Consider the following 25,860-nt stretch of genomic DNA (forward strand, 5'->3'; position numbering starts at 1 on the left):
TCAGAAGGGAGGACAGACGCTGCGGCCGCCGTGCCCTTCCCTTGGGGGGCCGGGCGTGCTTCTGACGCTCCTGGTGGCTTCCTGAGCGGGGACGCCGAGGGGGAGAGGAAGAGCTGGTGGTCGAGCCGAGCAGCCGACGTCGGACTCGTCCAAGTAGGTCGCTCATACTTTATTTTCCAACCTCCATGGGCCGTCGGCAGCGGGGAGCGAGGGTCGCCGAGCCGGCGATCCGGTTCCCTCCGGCGATCCGGGTCCCCTCCGCAGAGCGAGCGTGGGGCGTGGCGCGGCGCGTGGGGGCGCGGGCGGGCGTGTCTCTCGGCTCAGTCCTCACCACGGCGCACTTCGTGCCGCGGAATGCCCGTGGTGTCCGGATAATGGATGGAACGGCGAGTGGAAGGGGACATCTCGTGCCATCGGCTCGGCGGCCGGGGGGCGAGGATACCCACGGCCCTTTCTGGTCCGAGCCGGGGACGCTGCTCGAGCACGTGCCCGTGGCCGTCTTCGGCCTCGATGAGGGGGACCTCATCTGTTACTGGGGGCCCGGCGCGCGGGACCTCTTCGGATATGACGCCACCGCCGTCCTGTCGAAGCCCGGCGCCGTTCTCTTCGCCGACGGGCCCCCGGGCGCCCCCGATCCGTGCTCCCAGCTGACCGAGCGAGGCCGGGCCCAGGGTTACTGGAGGGGGCGGCTGCCGGTCCGGCATCGTGACCGCACCGTCTTCGACTGCGGCTTCCGGGCCTTCTCCGTGACCGGATCCGGCGGACCTTCGGTGGTGATGGTCCTGGCGAGCCGTAGTGACGAGCTCGATCGGGTCAAGACCAACCTCGCCTTCCTCGACGCCCTCTTCGAGACGTGCCCCATCGGTCTGGTCATGCTCGACCAGGACCTCCGGTACGTCCACCTCAACCAGGCGCTCGCCGACATGGACGGTCTGCCGATCGAGGCCCACCTCGGGCGGCGCATGGACGAAATCATGATCATGTCCGACGGTGGCGAGTACCAGCGCATGGTCCGCGGCGTCGCCCTGGGCGGAGCACCGGTCGTGGGGACCCTGGTGGGCATGCGTCCGCGGGGGCATCCGGACCGTGATCAGGTGCGGTCGGTGAGTTTCTTCCCCCTGAGCCAGGCGGTCGGCTCGCGCCCCGGAGTGGGCGGTCTGATGCTGGACGTGACCGACCGGGAACAGGCCATCCTGGAAGCCACCGCCAGCCGTCGACGGCTGGCTCTGCTGGACGGGGCCTCCACTCGCATCGGGACCACCCTGGACGTGAACGTCACCGCCCAGGAGCTGGTCGACGCTTCAATGCCGGACTTCTGCGACGGCGCCGTGGTCGAAGTCGTGGAGTGGATGGACGAGGCAGAGGAGTTTGACCCGGCGCGACCGCTGTTCACCCGCAGGATCGCCTCCGGGACGATCCTGCCCCCTCCGGCCACCGAACTCGTGAGCGGGGTGGAGACGGTGCGGTATCCACCCGGCTCCGTCATCCACGACATGCTGAGGACCGGTCGCGCCCTCTCCGCCGTGGTGAACGAGGAGTTCCTGGCCCGGACCGTCCACATCGAGTCACGCTCACGGCTCTTCGCCGAGAGCGGATTGGCCTGCGTCCTCGTTGCCCCGCTCATCGCCAGGGGCACGGTCCAGGGAATCGCCATGTTCGGCCGGTCCACGGGCCGGCCGGCCTTCACCCGGGACGATGTCAGCCTGGCCGGTGAGCTCGCCTCACGGGCTGCGATCTGCCTGGACAACGCCCGTTTGTACAGCCGCGTCCAGGACATCGCCCTCACACTGCAGCGGGCGTTGTTGCCCAGCGCGTTGGCGACCAGCCTGTACGTGGACGTGGCCCACCGGTACGTACCCGGCAGTCGGATCACCGAGGTCGGCGGAGACTGGTACGACGTGATCAGCCTGTCCGACGGCCGAGTCGCCCTCGTGGTGGGCGACGTGATGGGGCACGGTGTGTCGGCCGCCGCAGCCATGGGCCGCCTTCGCATCACCACCAAGGCTCTGGCCAGGCACGACAGCGAGCCCGACGACCTCCTCACCGAGCTCGACGCATGCGCCCAGGAGGCCGGCATCGAGCTGGCGACGTGCCTGTACATCGTCTACGACCCGAAGAGCGGAAGAGCCCGCATCGCCAGCGCCGGCCACCCCCCGCCCCTGGTACTCCGGCCGGACGGCACAGTGGAGACCATCGACGATGTCCTGGGAATCCCTCTCGGCGTCGGCGGCTGTCCTTTCCGGACGATCGAGATCGAACTCCCCGGGAACGCGAGTCTCGCCCTGTATACCGACGGCCTCATCGAGACACGCGGTGCGGACCTCGAGGTCGGTCTGAAGGCATTGCGCGCCGAACTGGGCAGAGCCCCAGGCCCGTTGGAAGCAACCGCGGACCGCATCCTCGCGAGCCTGCTGCCCGCCCCGCCGGCCGACGACGCGGTTCTGGTCCTCGCCCGCGTCCGCCGCGCCCCTTGATGAGGCGTCGAGTCCGGTGTGTCTTGGCAGCTGTTGGTACGCGGCCTCTCTACGAGGCACCCTGTGGTTCTAGAGTCTCCCTGTGGACGTCAACAGCTGGTTCGAGGTCGAGGACCCGGAGGAGTACGGCGAGGAGCCCTGGGACTTCGACGAGGCCGAACTCGCCTTCCTGGCAGCCCTGCGAGCCCGGGCCGCTGATTGGCAGGTGCCGTGGGCCCCCAGCCAGGTCGGACGGCCCGAGGACGAGTCGTCGTTCCTCGTCCACATCAGCCTTCTCGACGAGGCGCGCCGACTGGTGCTCGCCGAGTGGGCCGTGCACTTTTACGGCACACACGTGCTGGCCGGGAAAGTCTGCGACCAGCTCTTCAACCTCCACGAGTCGCCCGAGCACGGCTTCTTCCGGGCCTCCGGCACGGTCGAGGAGCTCGCGGAGCGGTGCGCCGACTGGTTCGAGAGCCTGTTGAGCCGCCCTGTCGACGACGACGAAGCGGTCCGTGATGAACTCACCCGCCGTGTGGACAGGTACGTCCCGGTCGGCATTGATGAACCTCGGGGCCGTGGCTATCACCGGCTCGCGTAGCAGCAGGTGCCCCGCAGCGGCGTGCCCTGTGCTTCTCGCTGCGGGTCAGGCCGGGTGGAGCGCGGTGCGGAGGGTGTCGGTGGCCAGGGTGATGGCGGTCTGGGCCCCGCGGGTGGGGCGTAGAGCATTGAGCATCACGAAGTCGTGGATGACACCCTGGACGCGGACGGCAGTCACGGCTACGCCTGCGGTGCGGAGGTTGGCGGCGTATGCCTCGCCCTCGTCGCGCAGGACGTCGGCCTCTGCGGTGATGATCAGGGCCGGGGGCAGGCCGATGAGCTGGTCGGTGGTGGCCCGCAGCGGGGAGGCGGTGATCTGTGCGCGGTCCTCCTCGCCGGGTGCGTACTGGTCCCAGAACCACTGCATGCCGTCACGGCGCAGGAAGTAGCCGGTGGCGAATCGGTGGTAGGAGTCGGTGTCGAAGCTCGCGTCGGTGACCGGGTAGAACAGGACCTGCTGGAGCAGAACCACGTCGCCGCGCTCCTTGGCCATCAGAGTCAGCGCCGCGCTCATGTTGCCGCCGACGGAGTCGCCGACTACGGCCAGTCGCGTGCCGTCCAGGTCCTTGTCGGCCCCCTGGGTGGCGATCCACTGGGCGACGGCGTAGTTCTGCTCGATGGCCACCGGATAGCGGACCTCGGGCGACAGACCGTACTCGGGGAAGACCACCGCGGCGTGGGCGCCGACGGCCAGTTCGCGGACCAGGCGGTCGTGGGTGCGGGCATTGCCGAAGACCCATCCAGCACCGTGGATGTAGAGGATCACGGGCAGCGGGCCGGTGGATCCGGTCGGCCGCACGATCCTCGCCCGGACGCTGCCGGTGGGGCCACCCGTGACGGTGATCCACTCCTCGTCGATCACCGGCAGTTCGACCTCGCCCGACTGCACCTCATCCACGGCCTTGCGGCCCTCGACCGGATCCAGGTCGAACAGGTACGGCGGGTTCGTCGTCGCCTCGGCGAACGCCAGGGCCTCGGGTTCGAGTACGGGCTCGACCGGAGTCGTCGCATCAGACATCTGCAGCTCCTTGTGGGGCGGGAACGGTTTCCTGATCGCCACGCTATGGGCTGCCGCCATGGGTCACTTTTCCGTCGGTGCACCGTCGGTGTTGCCGCAGTGTGCTCCGGGTCGACCCTGGAGTTGCCATTCACGGGGCGTCGTACCGTAGGCCGCTCGAAAGATCCGGCTGAAATGACTGGGACTCACAAAACCCCAGCGCTGGGCGATTGCCGCCACCCCCACCTCCCTGGTCATGGGTCGGAGGAGTTCCCGACGGCACCGTTCAAGTCGCTGCGTCCGGATCCAGCCGCCCACGGTCGTGCCTTCGAGCTGAAACAGCTTGTGCAGGTAGCGGACCGACATGAAGTGCGCTTCGGCGATCCTGGACGGTGACAGGTCTGGATCACCGAGGTTGCGCATGACGTAGTCCTTCACACGCTCAAGAGAGGCGGCGGCATGCGTGCCCGCGGAAGTAGAGCGCCCGCGGCGCTCGTCGATGAGCAGCACCATCAGATCGAGCGCGGTGGCGGCGACCCGCCGGCCGGCACTGTCGTCGAACCCATCGGCTTCGCGCGCCATGCGCGAGAGAAAGGTCGCCAGGAGCGCAGCGCTGCCCTCCTCGCCGGTGAAGGTGGTGGCAGTCAACGCCTGCAGATCCTTGTCCCGCACGTGAAGTTCTTCGCGAGGGAAATGGAAGGAGGTGAAAGCGAATTCCCCTTCGAGTTTAACCCCGAACTGGCGGGACGAGTCACTGATGGAGAATTCTCCCGGTCTTATCACGGATTCCCGCCCGTCCTGCTCCTTTGTCGTGATGCCCTGCTGCTGAAGGCTGACGATCAGTGACCTGCAGCCGTCGCGGGAGATGTGGCGCTTGTCGCGCTTCACTACCTGTGGTCCCGCCTGAACACGGGAGATGTGCAGGGTGCCGAGCCGGCTGCTGACGATCGTTCCGGGCGACGGCTCCTTCTCCAGCAGATTCACATCCATCGGCATGAAGGTGCCGGAAACCGCTTCATGCCAGCGCTCCGCCCGGTCAGCAGCTGACAGCGGCTCGGTGGAGAGAACAACGGGCACGGACTTCCTCCTTGACGTCGCGGGCGCTCGGTTGAAGATCCGTAGGGGAATCGCCTGCCTGCGCTGCCGGAGTGAATCCCGCTGGTCGGGGGCCGGACGGCAGATCGGATCTGTCTGTGTCCCAGCCTGCCGGGCGACCGGGGCAGGCGCATCAGTCAGTCGACTGGTCCGTACGTCATGCCCCGCGGCGGTCGCGCTGAGCTCAGGCGAGCAGCCTTCGCAGGGACACGCCCTGTCCCCATGCCACCCGCGTCGGCGTATTCCTGGAGAGCAGCGGCCCGCCGGCGGTCGGCGACGCCGTACACTCCACCGCCGATGGCGGTAAGCACGTCACCGTCCACCAGGACGCCGAGATCCCGTGTGAAGCGGTGAGCGGGTGGCCGGCCTGGCGAGTTCAGGCCTTGTCCGTTGCTTCTACGACGGGCTCGACAGAAGGGGTCCCCATTCGTTGCCCTGAATGAGGCAATAGTATGCTTTCTCTTCTGGCTGGCAGGGCCTGGGAGCGCATTGCATTTCGGACGCTGACGGAACGAGGGATCCCCACCATGAACGAGCCGACGGGTCCTTCCTGCGTGCCGTTTCCCCGATTGCTTTCGACTCAGGCGCAGCGTGGGCACTAGGCGCAGCACGATGGGTCGGCCGGAGCCCGTCACTGGGCTGGCGGGCAGGGAATCGGAGGTCGGCCGGATCCTGGACGCGATCGAGCACGGTCGCAGCGCCCCGCGAGCACTGCTGCTCACCGGTGAGGCGGGCAGCGGGAAGACGTCGTTGCTGGAGGTCGCTGCCGAGCACGCGCGGGGGACCGGAGCGTGTGTGCTGAGGTCTCAGGGCTTTGACGGGGAGTCGCAGCAGTCGTTCGCGGCCCTGCACCAGTTGCTGCTTCCGCTCATGCCCGGTGCCGCTGATCTTCCCGGCCATCTGCGGGAGGTTCTGGAGACCTCGTTCGGCCTCGCCCCGATCACCAGACCCGCCGATCCGATGCTGCTGCGCGTCGCCGTCCTCACCCTGCTGGTCGAGGCCTCGCGCCATCGACCTGTCGTGATGCTCGGGGATGACGTCCAGCTCTTCGACCGAGACTCCCTCGACGTCTTGGGGTTCGTGCTGCGCCGTTTCGCGGCCGAGCCGGTGACGGTGCTCCTTGCGGCCAGGGGGCTGGCAGCCCCGGACTCTGCTGTCGCGCACCTGCCGGTCCTGTCGCTGGGGCCGCTGACGGTCCAGGCGGCGGCCCGCCTGCTGGACGCGCAACCCGATTCTCCTACCGGCAGGGCCCGGAGTGAGGTGCTGGAGCAGGCCGACGGCAATCCTCTGGCCATCATCGAACTGTGCCGTTCCGTGCGAGCCGGCAGTCCTCTTGGTCTGGCCGACGGCGTACTGCCCCAGACCCAGCGGATCCAGGAGATGTTCTGCGCCCAGTTGCGCGCGCTGCCCGCCATCACCCAGCGGATGGTGCTCTACGCGGCGGCTTCCTCGGACCAGGAGGACCTGCAAACCCTGATGTCCGCAGCGGGAGTTGGCACGGACCTGTCGGTATGGGCGTCTGCGGAGGAGGCTGGGCTGATCACGATTGCGGGCCGCCAGGTGGGTTTCCGGCACCCGCTCGTGCGCGCGGGCGCCTACCAGGGCGCCCCGGCGCACCTGCGCCAGCGAGCGCACATCGACCTCGCGGCCGTGCATCAGGACGATCCAGCCCGCCAGGCCTGGCACCTGGCCGCAGCCTGCATCGGCCAGGACGAATCCGTGGCGGCGACCCTGGAGGACACCGCCGAACTCGTCGAACAGCGTGGTGGATTCTACGCGGCCGCACGGGCCCTGGAACGGTCCGCCGAGTGCAGTCCCGCTCTGGAGGACCGGGCACGCCGATACGCCAAGGCACTGAGAGCCGCCAACAACGCGGGCGACACGTTCTGGGTACGCGAGCTCTACTCCAAGGTCACCGCACTGACCGAGGACCGCGACCTGCTCGGCGTCGCGGCGAACGGGGCCGGTCTGGCTCTTTCCATGTCCGGCCATCAGCGGGAAGCGTTCCAGCTCCTGATGGGCGCCCTGGAGCCAGACCTGCCGCAGGACGCCAGGACAACGCTGGCGATAACCGCCGTGATCGGTGCGGTGGCCTTCCAGTCGGGCCTGTCCGAGGTCAGGCGCCCGCTGGTTCCCCTCCTCGAAGCGATCGAGACCAGTGCCGTCAGTACGACCTACTCCGAGCTGGTTGCGGACGAGGCCGTCAACGCTTTGCGGGCAGTCATCCTCTGCGAAGCGGATCCGACCAGGAACGCCCCTGCCCTGTTGAGCCGAACCCGGCGGCCGAGCTTGCTGGAGCCGCTGACGGGCATAGCGGAAATGATCCGATTGCAGACACTGGGCGCGGTTGCCTGGTGGGCCGACGAGTCCGACCTGTGCGTGGACACCTTCCGGCGGGCGTTCGCCATGCTCCGCTCGTACGGAGCCATCGGAACGGGCGCAATCGCCCTCTCGGCAATGGGCTCAGCCCTGATCGATGTCGGACGGTGGACAGAGGCCGACGAACTGCTGGACGAGGCGGCTACCCTGGCCGCCGTCCAGAAGATGAAGCACATCGAAGTCGACATCGAAGCCCTGCGCGTGACGCTGCGAGCCCTGCGCGGCCGCTCCGCCGATGCCGGGATCCTGATGGATCCCGCGTGGACGGTCGTCAACCTGGAGGAGAACACTGCCACCCACGCCCGACTGCTGCGCGCGGCAGGCACCGCCGCGACAGCCGCGGGCGACTACGACGGGGCGCTGCGCCACTTCCGGCAACTGTTCCACCAGGACGGCACTCCCCTGCACTACTTCCTCTCTCACAGGTCCATCGCCGACCTCGCCGCGGTCGCCCAGCGGACCGGACACCAGGAGGAAGTCGGGCCTCTCGTCGAGGCGGTACGCAAGGCGCTGGGACCGCATACGACAACGCGAATGACGCTGCTCCTGCACCACGCCACCGCGTTGGTCGGCGACCCGACGCAGGCAGAGCACCACTTCCGCCTGGCCCTGGTCAACCCGGCCGGTGACCAGTGGCCGCTCGCCCGTGCGCAGGCCCGGCTTCACTACGCCCAGTGGCTGCGCAGACGCCGGCGCCCGCTGGACGCCCGCCCGATCCTGGCCTCGGCAATGGAGGCGTTCTCCCGGCTTGGTGCCACCGCCCTGGCGGACGAGGCGAGGGCCGAACTTCGGGCGAGCGGCGTCGCCGCGCCGTCCGACCGGCCCGATCCGCTGTCGGAACTGACCGCCCAGCAGCAGCAGATCGTACGGCTGGCGGCACAGGGCCTGGGCAACAGGGAGATCGGAGAGAAGCTCAAGCTGTCCCCCCGCACGATCGGCTCGCATCTCTACCAGGTGTACCCGAAGCTCGGCGTCAGCAGCCGCCACCAACTCCGCGACGTCTTCGGTGTCCTGTGAACGACGACAAGCCGACCGGCGGATAGATTTCCGATCGCTACGAGGAAGGAGAGGTGAGGCGTGTGGAGCGCAAGCCCGTCACCGGCGAAGGCGGCCCCGATCGCCCCGCCGTGGTCCTCGACCCCGTCGTCCAACGGTTGGTCGACGCCTCGGCGGACCCCCCGTACCTGCATCAGCTCGGCCCGGTCGACGGCCGGGAGGCACTTCTGGAAGCCCAGGGGCACCTGTTTGACGACTTCCCGGTGGACGCCGAGTTCTGGGCGGCGCCGGTCGGCCCCTCCGGACTCGCCGGCTTCTGGACCTTCCGCCCCGCAGCGCGGAGCGGCCCGCTCCCCGTGGTCCTTTACGTCCACGGGGGCAGGTGGATGCTCGGTGACGCGCAGACCCACACCCGGATGATCTGTGAACTCGTGACCGCCAGCGAAGCCGTGTTCGTGGTTCCCGAGTACACGCGCACTCCCGAGGCCCGGTACCCAGTAGCGCTCGAAGAGCTGTACGCCGTACTGACCTGGCTGACCGACAACGCCTCGGACTTCGCACTGGACAGTCGGAGGCTGGCGGTGGCCGGCGACTGCGCGGGCGCCACCATGGCCACAGCGCTCACCCTCATGGCCAAGCAACGCGGCGGTCCTCGCATACGCGCACAACTGCTCTACTACCCGATGACCGCCCCGCACTGCGACACCGCCTCGCGGACCCACTTCGGGTCCGGCTACCTCCTCACCACCAAGGCCCTCGACTGGTACTGGCAGCAGTACACGGACGACGATCGAGAACTCGCCGAAGCCACGGCCTCCCCGCTACGGGCGACGACCGCCGAACTCGCGGGCCTGCCCCCCGCACTGGTCGTCACAGCCGAGGCCGACGTCGTTCGGGACGAGGGTGAACAGTACGCCCGCCAGCTACAGCAAGCAGGTGTGGCCGTGACCGCCGTCCGCTACCTCGGAACGGTCCACGACTTCGCGTCTCTGAACGCTCTACGCGACAGTCCTCCCACCAAGGCCGCCATCCGCCAAGGCGGTGCCTTCCTCAACGAGGCTCTCACTACCGGGCAGTGACAGCGGGGAGGCGAACCGCGCTCTCACTGGATCAACGGCCAATGAGAAGTCCAAGGCCGAGCACATGGCAGCCCCAGCGGAAGAGCTGTCTGCCAACAGGCCCAGCGGTACGGCGAACGCGCCAGCCGGACGAGGAGGTGGTGTGTGCCTGCGTCGGCGGCGTGCAGGTCGTCCAGGAGGACGACCGCGCCGCCGGTCCCGCCAATCTCCGTGGCCGGCCTGTCACGCTCTCTCGCCCGGGCACTGGGCCCGTACGGGATCTGCGTCAACTCGGTCCTGCCCGGAGCGATCCAGGTCGAGGCCGAGAACACCTCCCCGCCCAGTACCGCGAGCGGCCGGAGGACCAGATCAAGCGCCAGTGCGTCCCGCGCCGTGGCAGGCTCGAGGATGTCGCTGCCCTGGTGGCGTTTCTCGTGGGCCCCCACCGCCTCGTTCATCACAGGGCAGTCCGTCCACGTCGACGGCGGCTGGCTGCTGCACTGAGACCGTCAACAAGCAAGGAGACGAACCGAAATGATCGAACGAGTCCGCGCCGTCCTCATCACCGCCGACGACACGATGCTGGTCATTCGCCGCACCAGGCCCGGCATCCCCGAGTACTGGGTCCTGCCCGGCGGGGGTGTCGAGCCCGGCGACGAGTCGCGGGAGGCCGCCCTCCACCGGGAGATCCACGAGGAGATCGCGGGTAAGGCCGACATCGTCCGCCTCCTCCACACGATGGAGGCCGACGACGAGCGCCAGCTCTTCTACCTCGCCCGCATCGCCACCTGGTCCTTCGACGACCGCACCGGTCCCGAGTTCAGCGCCGAAGGCCGCGGCGAATACGCCCTGGAGGAGGTCCCGCTCACCTTGGACGGTCTCGACGGCATCGACCTCAAGCCCGAGGAGATCACCCGCGTCCTGCGGGGAGCCATCAGTGCCGGAAGCCTCGGAGCCGAGGCATCGCTCTGAGCCTGCACGTGCATTACGCAGCCGCCCGGGCAGCTCTCAGAAGAGCCGGCTCCGACGGCCTTCCGGTGTCAGCGGGTGGAGCCCGGACGAGGTTCTTCGTCCTGTCCCGGCAGTAGCCGCAGGGCGAGGACCGATCCGTCGGCGTGTACGGAGACGGGGCCGCCCCAGTCCTTGTCGAAGGTGAGGCGGGGGCGGACGTGGCGGCTCGCGTGGACGAGGGCGCGGTACTCCTCGACGTCGCCCCTGGCGAGAAGCCGGAAGACCTCCTCGTCCACGCCGGAGAACGCCTCGACGCGGGGGCCGTTGAGGCGGAAGACGTGGTCGGTGCCGACGTACGCGTCGCCGAAGAGGACGTGGGCGGCGTCCTGGACGCTCATGCCGGCCGCGTGTTCGAGGCCGGTGAAGCGTTTGCGGCCCTGCCGGTCGGTCAGGTGGCGGGCGGTGGCGTGGCCGGAGCCGGTGAAGGCCATGAGACCTGCCGCCGTGGTGTGGGCCAGGGACTCCTGGAGCCAGGCGTCGTCCTTCGCCTGCACGTGGCAGCCCCGTACAGGGCTCCGGTGCCACCAGGCCCTCGGTGGGCGGGTGGATGTCCGGCATCCCGTTCGCGTGGAACGGCGGGGCGTTCAGGTTCGCCTCGCGGACCTCCGCCGGGGACAGTCGGCCGCCGCTGCCGGGTGCCTGGAGGGCGTGGACGGTCATCGTGCCGCCGTCCGTCGGGAGCTCGCCAGGGGGCGCGATGAGAAGCCCGCCTCGCGCCCCCGGCGTTCAGGCCGCGGCCTGGGGGGCGAAGGGGAGCAGTTCCTCCCGGCCCTTGCCGACCACGCCGTAGGTGGCCTCCGGAACCTCGATCCAGGCGCCCGGCAGGTCGCCGACCGGTTCGGAGACCACCAGGCGCGCGTCGTCGGCCACGCTCTCAAGGCGGGCGGCCCGGTCGGGAAACAGGTCCCGCAGCTGCGGGACGCTGCGGTTGAAGTACAGCGACCGGGTCTGGCCCACGCTGGAGTACCGGAACGCCCATAGGGTCTCGCCGTCGCTGGTCGCGATCGTCCCCTGGAAGGGCGACTGGTGACCGTGTTCGCGGCCGAGCGTCTCGACCAGCCCGATCGTGCGTGCGACAGCGCTCGGAGGGTCGTCTTCGAGGCCGAAGGTCAGAGCCAGGTAGAACATCAGCTCGGTGTCGGTCGTGCCGCCGATGTTCAGGTAGAGCGCGGGGTCGACCGCGAAGGCGAGATCGCGTTTGATGTCTGTGAGCCCGTCGATGAAGCCGTTGTGCATCCACAGCCACCGCCCGTGCCGGAACGGGTGGCAGTTCGTCTGCTGGACGGACGAACCGATGGCGGCGCGGATGTGCGCGAAGAACAGTGGCGAGGTGGTGTGCGCCGACAACTCGCGCAGGTTCGTGTCGTTCCACGCCGGCTCGGTGCTGCGGAACACCCCCGGCGCATCGGTGCCCTCGTCGTACCAGCCGATGCCGAAGCCGTCGCCGTTGGTCGTCTCGGCACCGAGCTTGGAGTGCAGACTCTGATCGATCAGCGAGTGGACGGGCGTGTAGAGCACATCCGTCAGCCGGATGGGAGAGCCCCAGTAGGCGAGCCATCGGCACATGGTCGACCTCCTTCGGACGTCGGAACCCGCGGGACCCCTCGGCGTAACAAGCCCCGCCAGGCATCGCTCACCACCCCATTGTCAACCAGCCCCCCAAGCGGTGCGGCTCCGGCCTGCGACACCCCCCACGGCCACCGCCCTCGACGCGGACGCTTGGGGAGGACCCGATACGCTTCTTCACCTGGAAAGTGCCTCCGGCGGCAGCAGGAACAAGGACCTCGACCATCCTCATTCTCGCTGTTCAGAGGCACTTTCTGCTGTTCTGACCACCTGCCGGACAGCCCACTTCATAAAAGCGCGATAGCCGCCCTTGGCCCTCCATGGCCCCGACCTCCACACCGCGGCAACTCCGCCCCCACCAGTGGAACTACCGCACGGCATGCTTCCGCCCCTACTGTGGGGCAACCGTCTGCCTCACGCCGTGAGACCCCGAACACCAGAGGTAAATCAGCACCACCCGCAGTGGACATCGACGTACCGATTCGGCCCACGTCCGACCCAGCAGACGCAGCGCCCACCGCCGCCACCCGGCAATCAGAATTCTGGGGGCAGCGTTCCCCAATTCCTGATTGCTGAAGCCGTGCAACCGAAACTGGTCGCATTGAAGGAACAGCGGAAGTTAATGAAGTGGGTCACGCCGTGGAAGTTGCGGTCACTGGATACGGAGTACGGATAGGCGCACGCGTCGACGGATCGAATGGCGTTGTCCCACGCGAGATTCCATAGGCCGATTTCATTCTGGCGTGGAACTTGGGCCAGATCAGGCACCATTGCCTCCGGGTCGAGCCTCAGCTTATGTCCATGGAGGTTAGCGCGGTCGCGGCAATCTAGAACCAGCCTTACCGGATCACTATCCTCAAGACAGCCGAGAGCAACGTGATCTCTGAGCAATTTGCGCAGTTCGGAGTTGCCCGTCATTTCTCGGTCTCGTCGAATGTGAGTTGTGGCTGCACTTCCGACGATGCTCAACCGGTAAAAGTTCCACTATTCAACGTGCAACGGCGGATATGGATCCGATTTCGAGACCAGCGGAGCCTGTCTTGTCAAGGGCGGCCCTGCCCGGCCGCCTGGATGTGCTGGGCATAGCTGCCGACGGTGATGAGAGTGGCGATCTGGCCCGTGTCGTCGGGCGGGCGAGCCGTTTCGAGCGATCCTATGTCGGGGCTGGTGGCGAGCGGCGGGGGCTCGATCTCCTGACCGGCCGCGAGCTGGTGCAGCGGCAACCGCTGCACGAACTCCGGCTCGGCGTTCACCACAATGATCTCGACATGCGATGGCGCCAACCGCCGCGCCAGGGTCCCGGCCACGGAGGCCCTGGCGTAACCGGCGCCGAGAACGAGGACGCGGCCCCTGGCGGGATCGGTGAGGCGTGAAAGTCCGCGGGATCGTCAGACAGGAGCGGTGAGGAACGCACGGATACGCCTTCATCCGACCGACCAAGCCCCGGTCGGCCCCAGATCAGCCGGCCCCGAGTTCCTGCTGGACCTGTCCCTGGACGCCGTCCAGGGACACCGCGCCGGCAAGCCTGACGACGCCCGCACTCTGGGCCCCCGCACTCCGGAGATCCCCCACGGGAAGCGGCGCGGGCCTCTGCCGAGCTGCACCCGTTGCACAGAAAAGCTGCGTGCTCCGCACACCCTGACGTTCCGTCCGGCCCTAGATTCACTGTTGCCGGACACCCGCCCGGGCGACGAACGCTGCCATGCCGCGTCGATCCTCATGATCTGCGCTCATGGCCGCGCGGCGCGGACAGTGGAGTCGGCCGCAGGCCGTCGTGCTGGCGCTTCGTGCGCCACGTGGAAGGAAGCGCGACTACGTGCTTCATTTGAGAAAGCTGATCATGCGTAAGTCCATACTGGCCGTCTTCGCGGCCCTCCTGGTCGTGTTCACCATGAACGTCTCGACCGCCGCTGATGCGGACGCCGCGACGTACCACGTGCTGAAGAACAAGTACTCGGGGAAGTGCGCCACTCCGAAGGGCAACGGCACTTCCAACGGAACGATCATCACCCTGTGGGACTGCACCGGCTCCCCGCTCCAGCACTGGGAGATCCGAATGGATGGGGGGAGCTACCAGATCGTGAACAGGGCGAGCGGTAGGTGCCTGACCCCGTCCGGCAACGGCTACAAGACCGACGGCGCCGTCCTGACCCTGTGGGACTGCGACACCAGCAGCACCAACTACCCGCAGCTGTTCGACTACAGCCAGGGCTGGACCTGGACCGCGTACTCGGGCCCGGACTACCGCTGCCTGACGAACAAGGGCGGCAGCCACGCCAACGGCACCTACCTCACCCTGTGGCGCTGCGCCAGCGACTACCCCACCGAGCAGCAGTGGGTCTTCAACTACGCGTAGTAGCCCCTTTGGGGCTGATGGGTCCCGGATGGTAGTGACGATGTCCGCCCTGTGCGGATCCGCGCGGAGACGACCCCGCCCTTCCGGCCGGCAACCAGCACATCACCGCCACCCCCGCCCGCGGGGTCGGCAACCTTCGAGGAAGACCGAGATGATACGCAAGGCGTCCGCCCTACTCATCGCACTACTCACCGCGCTCGGCGTCAGTGTCCTGTCGACCGGCACGGCCAACGCCGCCGGCAACCGGCTCTACAACCTGGGCAGCTGCGCCACACCCGAGGGCAACAGCACCGCCAACGGGGCAGTCATCACCGTCTGGTCCTGCACGGGCAGCAACCTGCAGAACTGGCACTGGCTCAACCAGCACATCGTGCACGACGTCAGTGGCAAGTGCCTGACACCGCGCGGCAACGCCTCCGCCACCAACGGTACGGTCCTGACCCTGTGGACCTGCGACTGGAGCGACACCAGCCCGCAGGTGTTCATCGGCAACTCCGAGCGGACCTGGACCAAGTTCGGGGGCAAGTGCATCACGAACAAGGGCAACTCCTCGGCCAACGGAACCTGGCTGACCCTGTGGACCTGCAACCCGGAGTTCAACACCGCCCAGGCGTGGGGCCTGGTCTACTGACGATTCCGCGGCGGGGTGTGAGCGGTCCACGCTTTCACCCCGCACCCGTCGTGACCGACTCCCGCCCAGGGCTAGCTGATGGAACTCACGCTCCGTCACAGGCCATCGGACCACGAGATGCTGTCGCGGTGATGGTTGCCGCGGGCGAGGCCGTCGTAGTCCTCGCACAGGACGATGCCCGGGTCCCACCAGCAGCGCTCGCCGCCTGCTCGGCGTACCGTCGAACCTGCTGTGCGCGAGGACCACGACGAGCCCGCCGGGCCGAACCGTCTCCCAGCGAGCCCGCCAGTACCGACTCCCGTGACGGATGCCCCGGCGTGACCGCCACCCCCGTGATCGCGTTCGTCGCGCAATCGGTGAACCACGTGACCCACGGGCTGCGGGCATGGCCGTCCACATCGACCAGCACCGGCGCCTGTACGTGGTCGGTCTCCCACGCCTGATTACGCCAGCCCCGCGGCCGGGCCAAGAACCACGCGTGGACCGTACCGGCAGGCAAACCTCCACCTCACGTCCTTACGAGTTGGTGCGTGATAGCGGGTGGGACATGTCTGCCCTGTTCAGTGCCGTCTTCAGGCGGTGATGTTGCGGTCGGAGACGAGGGCGGCGATGGCTTGGTAGGTGGCAGGAAGGTTCTCTCTGCGGTGGGTCCAGCGCGTCAGTTGTTTCCAGCGTTTGTGGTCGGCGAGGGCGTGTTCGACGGTGATCCGCTGTGAGGAGCGCTCGTGTCGCTGGCGTTCGTTGTGTTCGAGGAAGGGAAGTTCGCCGATGGCGGCTACCCGGGCACAGGACTGGTGATGCCGCACCGCCGCAGCCCCGGCGAGGAACTACCCGACTGGAAGAAGGCCCACAACAAGACCCACAAGCAGGTCCGAGCCCTGCTCGCCGGCGACGGTCTGCCGGGTGATCCAGCGGCTGCGTCCGCGATCGAGCCGGCCGCACGTCCGGCCGACGCGGTCGACCGGCTGTGGATCGTGGACGGCACCCTGATCCCGGTCCGCGACCGCAGGACCGGGGCGTCTTCACGCAACTACCGGTTCTCGGCGAACGGGCAGGTCATCATCGATGCCGACACGAAGCTGGTCATCGCTGGGGTCCGGCCGGTGCCCGGCAACACCGCGGGCGCGAAAGCCTGGCGGGGCTTCGGCCTGGCCGCCGTCTGCGAGGGCGTGACGGTGCTGGCCGACGGCGCCTACATCAACACCGGGCTCCTCGTGCCGCACCGCAAACGCCCGGGCCGGGCCCTGCTGCCGGGTGAGGAGGAAGACAACGCCGAGCACCGCAAGGTCCGGGCCCGTGTCGAGCACGCCTTCGCCCGCATGAAGCACTACAAGATCCTCCGCGACTGCCGACTGCCGACTGCCGACAGCGCGGCAACGGCCTCCACTACGCGGTCCAGGCCGTCGCCCACATGCACAACCTCGCCCTCACCGCATGGCCAGACCCGCCCGAAAACCGGCCCTGACCTGCCCGGACGCAACCTTCTGCAACACGCTTTAGGCGGCCGCGCGGCTTCGAGGGTTCCTGCGGTGACGAGGCCTACGTGCACGTGGCGAGCGGGAGCGTTGCCGCATCGTCGGAGTGACGGTGGTCACGAGGGATCTTGGGGGAGTGGTGCGTAGGCTTGTGGGGTCGTCGCGGTGGGGCAGGGAGAGGATGCGAAGCTCCTGCTCGGCGTCTGACGATGCGTCAGTAAAGTCAGCAAGTGGTCAGCATGAGTCCTGAAAAACCTGGGGACAGCTGCCCGAACTTGCGACTCGTTGTAGGGTGTGGAAACAGCCCTTGACCTGCAAAAACGCAGGCAGGGAGCCTATGTCCAGGAGTACCTCGATGATACGAACGATGTTCAAGTCCAAGATCCACCGGGCGACCGTGACCCAGGCTGACCTGCATTACGTGGGGTCGGTCACCGTCGACGTGGAGTTGATGGAGGCGGCGGATCTGCTGCCGGGCGAGTTGGTGCACATCGTCGACATCGACAATGGGGCGCGCCTGGAGACGTATGTCATCGAGGGGGAGCGCGGGTCGGGTGTGATCGGGATCAACGGGGCGGCCGCGCATCTGGTGCACCCGGGGGACCTGGTGATCCTGATCAGTTATGCGCAGGTGGAGGACGCGGAGGCGCGGACGCTGGTGCCGCGTGTCGTGCACGTGGACGCGGACAACCGCATCGTGGAGTTGGGGGCCGACGCGTCCGCGCCGGTGCCTGGGAGTGACACGGTGCGTGCCCCGCACGCCGTGCCCGCCGCCGTGCCCGTGAGGGGCTGAGCAGAGGGGGAGCGCGGGATGGCAGCAGGGCCGAGGATGCGTGACGATCGGGCGAACGGGCGCTTGGAGGCGTTCGAGGGCGAGATGTTCGTGGGCGTCGTCGTCTACTTCGTGCTCGACGCGGAGCCCCATGCTCTGGTGGCCGTCCACACCGTCGTGGAGGACGGGCACGAGGGGAAGGGGATCGCCGGGGCGCTGGTGCGCGAGTTCTACGGGATCGCCGCGGGGGAGGGCGTGCCCGTGGTGCCGCTGTGCCCGTACGCCGCCAAGTGGGCCGAGCGTCATCCCGACGAGGCGCCCGTGCCGGCGTCGGACGTGGTCCGTGCGGCGAAGGTACAGCTCAAGGCCACTCCGGAGCTGTGGTGAGCCGGGAGGACCTCGGGGTCTGAGGGGCCGGACCGGCGGCACCCGGACGGACGTGTCTCCGAGGTGGGGACCCCCGGGCGGCGGGATCCGGCGGGCGCGGGTGCGTTCGCCGGTCCACCCTGGGAGGGGGGAACCCGTCGAGCGAGAGGTCCGTGATGACGCACCCGCCCTACCCCGATCCGCTGCCGCCTTCGCCGATCCCGCAGCCGGAGCCTCCGCCGGTGCCGCCGCCGAACCCGGTTCCGGCGCCGCCGGACCCCGCGCCGACGCCGCCGACGCCGCCTCCGCAGCCCGGTGGGCCCGTACCGGAGCCGGAGCCTCAGCCGCAGCCGGGACCGGCGGGCCGGGGGCCGGCGTCAACAGGGGGCTGATGCCGGGGGCTTGAGGTTGCGCGAAGGCCTTGTCACGGAGTGTGTGCCACCCCTAACTTGGACGGCTGCTGCTGTGTTCAAGGGGGGCCCATGGCCGTACGCGGACGTCACCGCCGCCACCAGCCGAGCCGGATCAACCGTGCCTCGCTCACCGTGACCGCGGGAGGCGCCGGGATGGCGCTGCCGCTCATCGGGGCGGGCGCGGTGCAGGCGGCGTCGCTCGATGTGTGGGAGAAGGTCGCGGCCTGCGAGTCCTCCTCCAACTGGCGCATCAACACGGGCAACGGTTACTTCGGCGGGCTCCAGTTCAGCCAGTCCACCTGGGAGCGGTACGGCGGCACGCATTACGCGCCGCGAGCCGACCTGGCCTCCAAGGACCAGCAGATCGCCGTCGCCGAGCGCGTGCTGAAGGGCCAGGGGCCCGGTGCCTGGCCGTCCTGCGGTCCGCACGCCGGTCTGGCGCGGGGCGGGCAGGCGCCCGACACCACGCCGGAGCGGGGGGCGGAGGGCACGTCGTCCCGCGCCGGGAACGCGCCCCGGACCGCCTCGCTGCCCGGGCAGCGCGCGTTACCCGAGCAGCCCGCGAGGAACGTCGGCCCCACCGCCGTGCCGGCCGTCCGCGAGATGTACACCGTGACCCCCGGTGACTCGCTGTCGGCCATCGCCCGCGACGAACACGTCCAGGGCGGCTGGAAGGGCCTCTACGAGACGAACAGGTCGGTCGTCGGAGACGACCCCGATCTCATCCACCCGGGCCAGCGCCTCACCCTCCGCATCGCCGCTCCCCGGAAGGCGGACGGGGCGAAGGCGGCCCCGGCGGCGAAGGCCGCCGCCCCGGCGAGGACCGCGGCCCCGGCGAAGACCACCGGCAAGCCCGCCCGCCCCGCCACGGCCACGCCACCGGGCGGGACCGCCCAGCCGACCGGGGCGACCCGCCCCGGGACCAGGCCGTCCACGCCGCCCGTCACGCGGCCCACGGCCCCGCGCCCCGCGCCGGCGGCCTCGACGAAACCCGCACCGAAGGCGGTGCACAAGCCGGTGCCGAAACCGGCGGTCAAGCCGGTCTCGAAGCCGGCGGCGAAGAAGCCCGCCCCGAAGCCCGCCCCGAAGCAGACCCCCAAACCCCGGCCGGCCGCCGCGCCCCACGAGGCCACCTACTCGGCCCCGGTGTCCGCGGGCATCGGCACCCGGTACGGCAAGCCCGGCAGTTCCTGGTCCAGCGGCTACCACACCGGTGTCGACTTCCCTGTCCCCACCGGGACCTCGGTCAAGGCCGTGGCCGGCGGGCGGATCGTCTCCGCCGGGTGGGCTGGGGCGTACGGCTACCAGATCGTCCTGAGGCACGACGACGGCCGTTACAGCCAGTACGCGCACCTGTCCGCGCTCAGTGTCCGTGAAGGCCAACGGGTGAGCGCCGGTCAGCGCATCGCGCGCTCAGGATCGACCGGCAACAGCACGGGACCGCATCTCCACTTCGAGGTGCGGACGGGTCCCGGGTACGGGTCCGACATCGACCCGCTGGCCTACCTCAGGGCCCGGGGCGTCACCCTCTGACTCCCGGGCGACCCGCTCCGGGTCGAGCGCCGGCCCCTGGACCCCCGTGTCCCGGGCCGGGGCTCCGGCCGAGGGGCGGGGCGCCGGGGAGGAACCGGGCGGCGCGTCCGGGGTCACCGTCATCCGGTCCAGCATGAGCTGGACGAGCCCGCCCGCGGCCACCGCGCCGCAGAGGAGAGCGGCGACGGTGCCGGCCGTGCCGTAACGGAAGCTCTCGCCGAAGAGGGTGAGGCCCACGGCCGCGGCGACGACCGGATTGACCACGGTGACGGTGGCCAGCGGGGCGGCGAGTCCGGCGCCCCGGTACGAGGCCTGGGAGAGGAGCAGGCCGGTCACGGCGAGGGCCGAGAGGACGAGGAGCGCCGTCCACTCGGCGAGCGGCGAGTCGGGTGTCCACTCCTCGGCGACGGCCTTGGTGAACACCGAGGCGATGCCGAAGGAGACGCCGGCCGCGGCGGCCAGGGCGATGCTGCGCAGCACCGACCGGCCCACCAGGCGCGCCACCGTGAAGAGGACCGCGACCGCGCCGAACGTCGCGGCCGCGAGCAGCCAGCGTTCGTCGTCGGCCAGGGACTGCGCCTCGGCACCGCTGGTCAGGCTCAGCAGTCCGGCGAGGCCCGCGGTGGCCAGGATGGCCCCGCGCCAGGCCCGCCGTCCGGCCCGGCGGCCGACGAAGAGCGCCGCCAGGGGCAGCGCGAACACGATCGTCAGCGCGCCGAGCGGCTGGACCAGGCTGAGCGGCCCGTAGGCGAGGGCGGCGACGTGCAGTGCGGCGCCGACGCCGTTGAGCAGGACGGACCCCCACCAGGCGGGGCTGCGCAGCGGTGCGTAGCCCCGGCCCGTGGCGGAGGCCGCGACCCGCTCCTGCACGATCGCCGCGGACGCGTAGGCGACCGCCGAGACCAGGGCCAGGAGGACGGACAGCACGAGAGGGCTCATACCTTCCACGATCTCTCTTCCCGGCCGATCGCGTCGTCGTACCAGGGGACGTCTTCGCACGTACCGCCGGCGCAGTACGCGGGCCCCGCGTACGCCTCGGGATGTACGCCTTCGCAGGTCGGACCGGGTGGAATGCGGCTTTTCCGGGCCCTTTGTCGATCGCGCGGTCGGCCGTGGAACCGGTGTGCGAAAGTTGCCCGGCTACGGTGGGCGGCGAGCCTGCGACAGGGGCTCCTTTCCGTTCCGGCCGGGCCCGGACGGGACGTACGGCGAAGGACCGGGGGGCATGCGCGTGGATCTGGTGGAGAGCGGAGCGGTGGGCGGCTTCTTCGCCCTGCGGACCACCCCGCCGGAGAGCGGCGGGGCACACCGCCCGCTCGCGCGGCTGTACGCGGGGGAGGACGGGCCCCTCACCGCGCGCGTGGACCGGGTCGCCGCCCGGCTCGGCGGCCCCGAGCGGCGCGTCGCGGCGTCGATCGCCCACCTCGGACTCGCCGCCCGCCTCTGGTCGACCGCCCTCGGACCGGCGGCGCTGTCCGGTCACTTCCCCGACCTGGCCCCCGGCGAGCTGCACTGGGACGGGGCCCTCACCTCGCCCGACGACCTGTGGTGGTCCGGCTCCGCGACCCGCCCCGCCACCGTGGACGACCTCGCCGCCGTGGTCCTGGAGGCCCACCTGGTCCCGCTGCACACGGCGCTGCGGCGCGACGGCGGGATCTCGCCCCGGCTGCTGTGGGGCAACGCGGGCTCCGCGCTCGCCGGCGCGCTGCGGGAGCTGACCCGGTGGGCGGCCGTTCACCGGCGGCCGGAGGCGTCGGAACGGGCCGCGGCACTCGTCTCGGGCCTCCTCGCCCACCCCGACCTGGCCGGCACCGTCCGCGGGCCCCGGCTGCGCCGGGCCAGCTGCTGCCTGTACTACCGCTGTGCCGGCGGCGGCCTGTGCGGCGACTGTGTCTTCGACCACGCTCCCCGTACGGGTTTGGAGGGGCGGCCCCCGGCTCCGTAAAGTTGCTTTTTTGAAAGCCCGCGAACGGCGACGTACGAGCGAACGAGGAACCCGAAGGCCATGACGGTGACCGAAGAAACCCAGGACTACGGGCCGGGCGTCGACCCCGAGCGCCTGGCCGTCTGCCTGAGCGTCCTCGACGAGCTCGACAAGCTGGACGTCGACCACCCGGACGCGATCCTCGTCCGGCGCGCCACCGCCGGGATCTACCGGACCGTGAAGCAGCGCCGCCGCCAGGACCGCCGGGCGGCCAAGACCGCCAACGACAAGGCGGTCACCGAGGCCACCGCCACCGGCTCCGCGCAGCGCATCGACGACGAGACCGAGGGCATCCTGCCCAGTTCCGTCACCGAGGAGGGGCGGATCGCCGGCATACTCCAGCGCCCCCGCTCCTGCTACGTCTGCAAGACGCGGTTCGTCGAGGTCGACTACTTCTACCACCAGCTGTGCCAGCGGTGCGCCGCCGAGAACCGGTCCAAGCGGGACGCCCGGGCGGACCTCACCGGCAAGCGCGCGCTGCTCACCGGCGGCCGGGCGAAGATCGGCATGTACATCGCGCTGCGGCTGCTGCGCGACGGCGCCCACACCACCATCACCACCCGCTTCCCCAAGGACGCCATCCGCCGCTTCAAGGCGATGGAGGACTCCGCGGACTGGATGCACCGCCTCGAGGTCGTCGGCATCGACCTGCGCGACCCGGCGCAGGCCGTGGCCCTCGCCGACCAGATGACCGAGGCCGGCCCGCTCGACATCCTCATCAACAACGCGACCCAGACCGTGCGCCGGCTGCCGTCCGCGTACGCCGCCCTGGTCGACGGCGAGAACGCCCCGCTGCCCGCCGGTGAGCTGCCCGCCCACCACGTCATCGGCGCCTTCAACTCCGGCGCGGTCGGCGAGCTCGTGAGCGGCTCGTCGCTGCCCGCCGGCGTGAGCGGCCTCGAACCGCAGCAGGTCGCCGACCTCGCCCTGGTCGCGGGCAACGCCTCCATCGCCCGGCACCTCGACGGCACCGCCATCGACGCGGGCGGCCTGGTGCCGGACGTCGTCGAGAGCAACACCTGGGTGCAGAGCATCGAGCAGATCTCCCCGGTGGAGCTCCTCGAGACCCAGCTGTGCAACTACACGGCGCCGTTCATCCTGATCAGCAAGCTGCGGCCGGTGATGGCCGAGGCGGCGAGGAAGGCCGCGAGCGGCCGGTCCTACGTGGTGAACGTCTCCGCGATGGAGGGCGTCTTCAGCCGCGGCTACAAGGGCGCGGGCCACCCGAACACCAACGCCGCCAAGGCCGCGATGAACATGGTGACGCGGACCAGCGGCGAGGAGATGTTCAAGACGGACGGCATCCTCATGACCTCCGTCGACACCGGCTGGATCACCGACGAGCGCCCGCACTTCGACAAGCTGCGCCTGGCCGAGGCCGGCTTCCACGCCCCGCTCGACCTGGTCGACGGCGCGGCCCGGGTCTACGACCCGGTCGTGCGCGGCGAGGCCGGCGAGGACCTGTACGGCTGCTTCCTCAAGGACTACGCCCCCGCCAACTGGTAGGCCCGGCCGCACGGCGCGCAGTTCGTCTGGAATGAGCGTTCTACCGATCGGTAGGGCGCTCATTCGACTTGTGTCACCCGATCGCGTCACACTTTGGAGCCCGGTAGAGCGCGGATCCGCTCATTTGGTTACTCTGAGGTCCACGGTCGGCCACCGAGGAGCCACACCTTCCTCACGGCCGGCCCGGGGACTGGCCTGCCATCAAGGCCGCGGTCCCGCCCGACGAACGGCGCCACCGCGACCGACCGGCACTTGTCCTACAGGTACGCGACACAAAGGAGTGCGCGGTGACACCCGAACTGACGAAGCAGGATCCGCGACCGGCCGAACCCATCGACCGGCCCCGCCGCAAGGGCGAGCTGGGAAACCTCGAAGTGTGGGCCCGCTCGGCCCCCATCCGGCTCGCGGGCTACGAGGACGACCTCGCCGAGCCCCACATCCTGCCCGGCATCGACTGAGCCGGAACCCTGATTCCACCCCTGTGCCCCGATCGCCGGAACGCGTGTTCCGGCGATCGGGGGCACAGGCACGTGCACGTGCTCACCGCCCGTCCGCCCGCTCCCGCAGCCGGATCGGCGGCAGGTACTCCCGCACCAGGGTCCGGTGCCACCAGGCCCCGGTCGTGCGCAGCTCGCGCCAGGTCGTGTACCGGTAGCGGTAGAGCCGGGCGCGGACGAGCGTCGGCGGCGCGTCCGGGAAGGGGTTGTGGGCGAGCAGCCGCAGCGTGTCCCGGTCGCCGTCGAGCAGCCGCTCGACGAAGGGGCCGAACCACTCGCGCGCGTACCCGGGGGAGAGCGCCGCGAACCACATCAGCCAGTCGAGCCGCAGGTGGTAGGGGGCGAACTGGCGGGGGAGCCGGCGCGGATCGCCCGGCTTGCCCTTGAACCCGTACTCCCGCCAGACCGTGCCCGGATGCGGAACCGGGTCGTCGGTGCCCTCGACGACGATCTCGTCCCGGATCCGGCCGACGGTGCCGAACGCGCCGTAGGTGTTGACCAGGTGGTACGGGTCGTACGAGCGGTTCATCGCCTGGTGCCGGGAGAGCAGGTTCCGCACCGGGCGGTAGCTGCGTACCAGGACGAAGACGGTCAGCAGCGCGACGAGCACCACGTACCAGAGCGGCGGATCGGGCTGGGGGTGGGCGCCGGTGAGCGGCGAGGCGTCCACGGCGGACAGGGCCAGCACGATGGTGATCCAGTTGAGCCAGGCGAAGTTGCCGGAGAGCACCAGCCACAGCTGGGTCGCGATCATCAGCCCGGCCGCGACGGTGGCGATCGGCTGCGGGGTGAACAGCAGGAACGGCACGAACAGCTGGACGACGTGGTTGGCGCCGGCCTCCACCCGGTGCAGCGGGCGCGGGAGGTGGTGGAAGAACCAGCTCAGCGGTCCGGGCATCGGCTGGGTCTCGTGGTGGTGGTAGAGGCAGGTCAGGTTCCGCCAGCAGGCGTCGCCGCGGATCTTGATGAGGCCGGCACCGAACTCGACCCGGAAGAGCAGCCAGCGCAGCAGGAAGAGCACCAGGACCGGCGGGCCCGTGTCGTCGTTGCCGAGGAAGACGGCGAGGAAACCGGTCTCCAGGAGCAGTGACTCCCAGCCGAACGAGTACCAGGTCTGGCCCACGTTCACGATCGACAGGTACAGCGCCCACAGCACGAACCACAGGAGCATCGACACGGCCAGCGGGACCGCGTCGCCGGCGCCCGCCACCAGCGCGAGCGCCAGCGCGGCGCCGGACCAGGAGACCGTCGCGAACAGCCGGTCGGAGTAGCGCCAGTGGAAGAGGGAGGGAGTGTTCCGCGGGTGCGTCCGGCGCACGTACTCCGGCACCGGGAGCATGCCGCGCTCGCCGATCAGCGCCCGGAACTGGAGGGCGGCCGAAAGGAACGCCACGCAGTACAGCCCGGCGAGGCCCCGCTGGAAGACGATCCGGCTCAGCCACTGGTCGGGTGCGGTGAACCATTCCATCGCTTCCAGTATCGGCCCCGGATCACGTCCTGACGAGGCGCCGGAGCGTCCGGCCCAGGCGGCGCGCGTACGCCAGCTGGAGCCTGGGGATCAGGGGGCCTGCCAGCCGGGTGTACCAGGTGGCGGGCCGGCTGAACGCGGTGACCGTGAACCGGACGGCGCCGCCGGGTTCGAGCGAGACGACGAAGGACTCCTCGCCGCACTCCGGATGCCCGGTCAGGGTCCCGTACGCGAAGCCCACGCGGTTCTCCTCGTACGCCGTCCAGATCACCGAGCAGGGCGCGCCGAGCCGCATCCGGCCGACGCCCAGCGACACCTCCAGGGAGACGCCGGGCTCGGCGCGCCGGGCCTCGCTGCGGACGGTCGCCCCCGAGGCGCGGTGCATCCGCCAGGTGGTGACGGCCGCGCCGGCGGTCTCGAACGCGGCGCGCCCGCTGCCGACGACCACGCTGTGCCGCAGGTGGTGGTACCCGCCGGGCAGGGCCTCCGGAGTGCGGGTGGCCTCGACCTCGCGGTAGGTGAGGGTCGGACACGGGTGGGCGGGCCGGGCGAGGCCGCTCGTGAGACGGGTCATGCCGGTATCTCCGTTATCGGGTGGAGGGGGTGGAGGAGCTGGTGGGGGTCGGTTGGGCGCGGGGCGGGTGGTGCGGTCGAGGAGGGGCCGGGGACGGGCCCTGCGGCCGGTCCGGGCGCGGCGGCCGGTC

Annotated in this window: 22 protein-coding genes and 4 pseudogenes; 16 read left to right on the forward strand and 10 right to left on the reverse strand. The window is 70.0% G+C overall.

Annotated features, from left to right (window positions below; all coding sequences use genetic code 11):
- Positions 1 to 491: 491 nt before the first annotated feature.
- Together MRBLMG1_RS28350 and MRBLMG1_RS28355 are read left to right on the forward strand one after the other, a co-directional pair.
- On the forward strand, positions 492 to 2,474 hold the full coding sequence (locus tag MRBLMG1_RS28350; RefSeq protein ID WP_414721664.1) for a SpoIIE family protein phosphatase: 1,983 nt from the start codon (positions 492 to 494) through the stop codon (positions 2,472 to 2,474).
- 82 nt (positions 2,475 to 2,556) lie between these two features.
- On the forward strand, positions 2,557 to 3,054 hold the full coding sequence (locus tag MRBLMG1_RS28355) for a hypothetical protein (RefSeq protein WP_367826978.1): 498 nt from the start codon (positions 2,557 to 2,559) through the stop codon (positions 3,052 to 3,054).
- A 45-nt stretch (positions 3,055 to 3,099) separates the two neighbouring features.
- Here the strand turns inward: MRBLMG1_RS28355 and MRBLMG1_RS28360 are convergent, their stop codons facing one another.
- Positions 3,100 to 4,071: an alpha/beta hydrolase gene (locus MRBLMG1_RS28360; RefSeq protein ID WP_367826979.1), complete on the reverse strand. Its 972-nt coding sequence runs from the start codon at positions 4,069 to 4,071 to the stop codon at positions 3,100 to 3,102.
- Positions 4,072 to 4,134: 63 nt separating this feature from the next.
- A complete protein-coding gene (locus MRBLMG1_RS28365) occupies positions 4,135 to 5,127 on the reverse strand; it encodes a helix-turn-helix domain-containing protein (RefSeq protein ID WP_367826980.1) in 993 nt (330 codons plus the stop codon).
- A gap of 630 nt (positions 5,128 to 5,757) precedes the next feature.
- Here MRBLMG1_RS28365 and MRBLMG1_RS28370 point away from each other — a divergent pair.
- The 4 genes from MRBLMG1_RS28370 to MRBLMG1_RS28385 all read left to right on the forward strand — a co-directional run bounded on the left by MRBLMG1_RS28370 (position 5,758) and on the right by MRBLMG1_RS28385 (position 10,550).
- Positions 5,758 to 8,541 (forward strand): helix-turn-helix transcriptional regulator, encoded by a 2,784-nt coding sequence (locus tag MRBLMG1_RS28370; protein WP_367826981.1) that lies wholly within the window; start codon positions 5,758 to 5,760, stop codon positions 8,539 to 8,541.
- Positions 8,542 to 8,603: 62 nt separating this feature from the next.
- A complete protein-coding gene (locus tag MRBLMG1_RS28375; protein ID WP_367826982.1) occupies positions 8,604 to 9,599 on the forward strand; it encodes an alpha/beta hydrolase in 996 nt (331 codons plus the stop codon).
- A gap of 210 nt (positions 9,600 to 9,809) precedes the next feature.
- Positions 9,810 to 10,082, forward strand: coding sequence for an SDR family oxidoreductase (locus MRBLMG1_RS28380; RefSeq protein ID WP_367826983.1), 273 nt, complete (start codon positions 9,810 to 9,812; stop codon positions 10,080 to 10,082).
- Between the two features lie 30 nt (positions 10,083 to 10,112).
- Positions 10,113 to 10,550 carry an NUDIX hydrolase gene (locus MRBLMG1_RS28385; RefSeq protein ID WP_367826984.1) on the forward strand — a complete coding sequence of 146 codons (438 nt, stop codon included), beginning with the start codon at positions 10,113 to 10,115 and terminating at the stop codon, positions 10,548 to 10,550.
- Between the two features lie 68 nt (positions 10,551 to 10,618).
- On the opposite strand, the gene MRBLMG1_RS28390 is transcribed toward MRBLMG1_RS28385, so the two are convergent.
- From MRBLMG1_RS28390 to MRBLMG1_RS28405, 4 genes and pseudogenes are all read right to left on the reverse strand, one after another.
- Positions 10,619 to 11,083: a hypothetical protein gene (locus MRBLMG1_RS28390; RefSeq protein ID WP_367826985.1), complete on the reverse strand. Its 465-nt coding sequence runs from the start codon at positions 11,081 to 11,083 to the stop codon at positions 10,619 to 10,621.
- Positions 11,084 to 11,315: 232 nt separating this feature from the next.
- Positions 11,316 to 12,155, reverse strand: a complete 840-nt coding sequence (locus MRBLMG1_RS28395) for a class II glutamine amidotransferase (RefSeq protein WP_367826986.1) — start codon at positions 12,153 to 12,155, stop codon at positions 11,316 to 11,318.
- 534 nt (positions 12,156 to 12,689) lie between these two features.
- The gene (locus MRBLMG1_RS28400) at positions 12,690 to 13,073 is read right to left on the reverse strand and encodes a hypothetical protein (RefSeq protein WP_367826987.1); all 384 of its coding nucleotides are present in this window, start codon (positions 13,071 to 13,073) and stop codon (positions 12,690 to 12,692) included.
- Positions 13,074 to 13,327: 254 nt separating this feature from the next.
- Positions 13,328 to 13,462 (reverse strand): annotated as a pseudogene (locus MRBLMG1_RS28405) (oxidoreductase); the annotation flags it as partial.
- Between the two features lie 533 nt (positions 13,463 to 13,995).
- Here MRBLMG1_RS28405 and MRBLMG1_RS28410 point away from each other — a divergent pair.
- Both MRBLMG1_RS28410 and MRBLMG1_RS28415 read left to right on the forward strand, forming a co-directional pair.
- The gene (locus MRBLMG1_RS28410; RefSeq protein WP_367826988.1) at positions 13,996 to 14,511 is read left to right on the forward strand and encodes an RICIN domain-containing protein; all 516 of its coding nucleotides are present in this window, start codon (positions 13,996 to 13,998) and stop codon (positions 14,509 to 14,511) included.
- A gap of 151 nt (positions 14,512 to 14,662) precedes the next feature.
- Positions 14,663 to 15,142, forward strand: a complete 480-nt coding sequence (locus MRBLMG1_RS28415) for an RICIN domain-containing protein (RefSeq protein ID WP_367826989.1) — start codon at positions 14,663 to 14,665, stop codon at positions 15,140 to 15,142.
- A 572-nt stretch (positions 15,143 to 15,714) separates the two neighbouring features.
- Here the strand turns inward: MRBLMG1_RS28415 and MRBLMG1_RS28425 are convergent.
- A pseudogene (locus MRBLMG1_RS28425) lies at positions 15,715 to 15,909 on the reverse strand (IS5/IS1182 family transposase); the annotation flags it as partial.
- Between MRBLMG1_RS28425 and MRBLMG1_RS28430 the strand changes: the two are divergent.
- From MRBLMG1_RS28430 to MRBLMG1_RS28450, 5 genes and pseudogenes are all read left to right on the forward strand, one after another.
- A pseudogene (locus tag MRBLMG1_RS28430) lies at positions 15,907 to 16,020 on the forward strand (IS5/IS1182 family transposase); the annotation flags it as partial. The pseudogenes MRBLMG1_RS28425 and MRBLMG1_RS28430 overlap by 3 nt on opposite strands.
- Before the next feature lie 4 nt (positions 16,021 to 16,024).
- Positions 16,025 to 16,607, forward strand: a pseudogene (locus tag MRBLMG1_RS28435) (transposase family protein); the annotation flags it as partial.
- 365 nt (positions 16,608 to 16,972) lie between these two features.
- Positions 16,973 to 17,410, forward strand: a complete 438-nt coding sequence (gene panD, locus MRBLMG1_RS28440) for an aspartate 1-decarboxylase (protein WP_367826990.1) — start codon at positions 16,973 to 16,975, stop codon at positions 17,408 to 17,410.
- 36 nt (positions 17,411 to 17,446) lie between these two features.
- The gene (locus MRBLMG1_RS28445) at positions 17,447 to 17,776 is read left to right on the forward strand and encodes a GNAT family N-acetyltransferase (protein WP_414721665.1); all 330 of its coding nucleotides are present in this window, start codon (positions 17,447 to 17,449) and stop codon (positions 17,774 to 17,776) included.
- 461 nt (positions 17,777 to 18,237) lie between these two features.
- Positions 18,238 to 19,701, forward strand: coding sequence for a transglycosylase family protein (locus MRBLMG1_RS28450; RefSeq protein ID WP_367826992.1), 1,464 nt, complete (start codon positions 18,238 to 18,240; stop codon positions 19,699 to 19,701).
- On the opposite strand, the gene MRBLMG1_RS28455 is transcribed toward MRBLMG1_RS28450, so the two are convergent.
- The gene (locus tag MRBLMG1_RS28455; protein WP_367826993.1) at positions 19,582 to 20,640 is read right to left on the reverse strand and encodes a DMT family transporter; all 1,059 of its coding nucleotides are present in this window, start codon (positions 20,638 to 20,640) and stop codon (positions 19,582 to 19,584) included. The two genes, MRBLMG1_RS28450 and MRBLMG1_RS28455, sit on opposite strands and share 120 nt — an antisense overlap.
- Positions 20,641 to 20,932: 292 nt before the next feature.
- On the opposite strand from MRBLMG1_RS28455, the gene MRBLMG1_RS28460 reads away from it, so the two are divergent.
- The 3 genes from MRBLMG1_RS28460 to MRBLMG1_RS28470 all read left to right on the forward strand — a co-directional run bounded on the left by MRBLMG1_RS28460 (position 20,933) and on the right by MRBLMG1_RS28470 (position 23,649).
- Positions 20,933 to 21,646, forward strand: coding sequence for a (2Fe-2S)-binding protein (locus MRBLMG1_RS28460; protein WP_414721672.1), 714 nt, complete (start codon positions 20,933 to 20,935; stop codon positions 21,644 to 21,646).
- Between the two features lie 60 nt (positions 21,647 to 21,706).
- Positions 21,707 to 23,191: an SDR family NAD(P)-dependent oxidoreductase gene (locus MRBLMG1_RS28465; protein WP_367826995.1), complete on the forward strand. Its 1,485-nt coding sequence runs from the start codon at positions 21,707 to 21,709 to the stop codon at positions 23,189 to 23,191.
- Positions 23,192 to 23,478: 287 nt separating this feature from the next.
- Entirely contained in the window at positions 23,479 to 23,649 is a 171-nt protein-coding gene (locus MRBLMG1_RS28470; RefSeq protein WP_367826996.1) for a hypothetical protein, read from the forward strand.
- Between the two features lie 82 nt (positions 23,650 to 23,731).
- Here the strand turns inward: MRBLMG1_RS28470 and MRBLMG1_RS28475 are convergent, their stop codons facing one another.
- On the reverse strand, positions 23,732 to 25,156 hold the full coding sequence (locus MRBLMG1_RS28475; protein WP_367826997.1) for a lipase maturation factor family protein: 1,425 nt from the start codon (positions 25,154 to 25,156) through the stop codon (positions 23,732 to 23,734).
- 22 nt (positions 25,157 to 25,178) lie between these two features.
- A complete protein-coding gene (locus MRBLMG1_RS28480) occupies positions 25,179 to 25,730 on the reverse strand; it encodes a DUF1990 family protein (protein ID WP_367826998.1) in 552 nt (183 codons plus the stop codon).
- Positions 25,731 to 25,860: the final 130 nt, after the last annotated feature.

This window comes from Streptomyces sp. LMG1-1-1.1, from assembly GCF_040815545.1.
Lineage (GTDB): Bacteria > Actinomycetota > Actinomycetes > Streptomycetales > Streptomycetaceae > Streptomyces.

Coding starts and splice junctions, on each gene's coding strand:
- MRBLMG1_RS28370 (WP_367826981.1), top strand. CDS start 5,758: ATGGGTCGGCCGGAGCCCGTCACTGGGCTGGCGGGCAGGGAATCGGAG.
- MRBLMG1_RS28395 (WP_367826986.1), bottom strand. CDS start 12,155: ATGTGCCGATGGCTCGCCTACTGGGGCTCTCCCATCCGGCTGACGGAT.
- MRBLMG1_RS28400 (WP_367826987.1), bottom strand. CDS start 13,073: ATGACGGGCAACTCCGAACTGCGCAAATTGCTCAGAGATCACGTTGCT.
- MRBLMG1_RS28465 (WP_367826995.1), top strand. CDS start 21,707: ATGACGGTGACCGAAGAAACCCAGGACTACGGGCCGGGCGTCGACCCC.
- MRBLMG1_RS28455 (WP_367826993.1), bottom strand. CDS start 20,640: ATGAGCCCTCTCGTGCTGTCCGTCCTCCTGGCCCTGGTCTCGGCGGTC.
- MRBLMG1_RS28480 (WP_367826998.1), bottom strand. CDS start 25,730: ATGACCCGTCTCACGAGCGGCCTCGCCCGGCCCGCCCACCCGTGTCCG.
- MRBLMG1_RS28450 (WP_367826992.1), top strand. CDS start 18,238: ATGGCCGTACGCGGACGTCACCGCCGCCACCAGCCGAGCCGGATCAAC.
- MRBLMG1_RS28360 (WP_367826979.1), bottom strand. CDS start 4,071: ATGTCTGATGCGACGACTCCGGTCGAGCCCGTACTCGAACCCGAGGCC.
- panD (WP_367826990.1), top strand. CDS start 16,973: ATGATACGAACGATGTTCAAGTCCAAGATCCACCGGGCGACCGTGACC.
- MRBLMG1_RS28415 (WP_367826989.1), top strand. CDS start 14,663: ATGATACGCAAGGCGTCCGCCCTACTCATCGCACTACTCACCGCGCTC.
- MRBLMG1_RS28445 (WP_414721665.1), top strand. CDS start 17,447: ATGCGTGACGATCGGGCGAACGGGCGCTTGGAGGCGTTCGAGGGCGAG.
- MRBLMG1_RS28475 (WP_367826997.1), bottom strand. CDS start 25,156: ATGGAATGGTTCACCGCACCCGACCAGTGGCTGAGCCGGATCGTCTTC.
- MRBLMG1_RS28410 (WP_367826988.1), top strand. CDS start 13,996: ATGCGTAAGTCCATACTGGCCGTCTTCGCGGCCCTCCTGGTCGTGTTC.
- MRBLMG1_RS28385 (WP_367826984.1), top strand. CDS start 10,113: ATGATCGAACGAGTCCGCGCCGTCCTCATCACCGCCGACGACACGATG.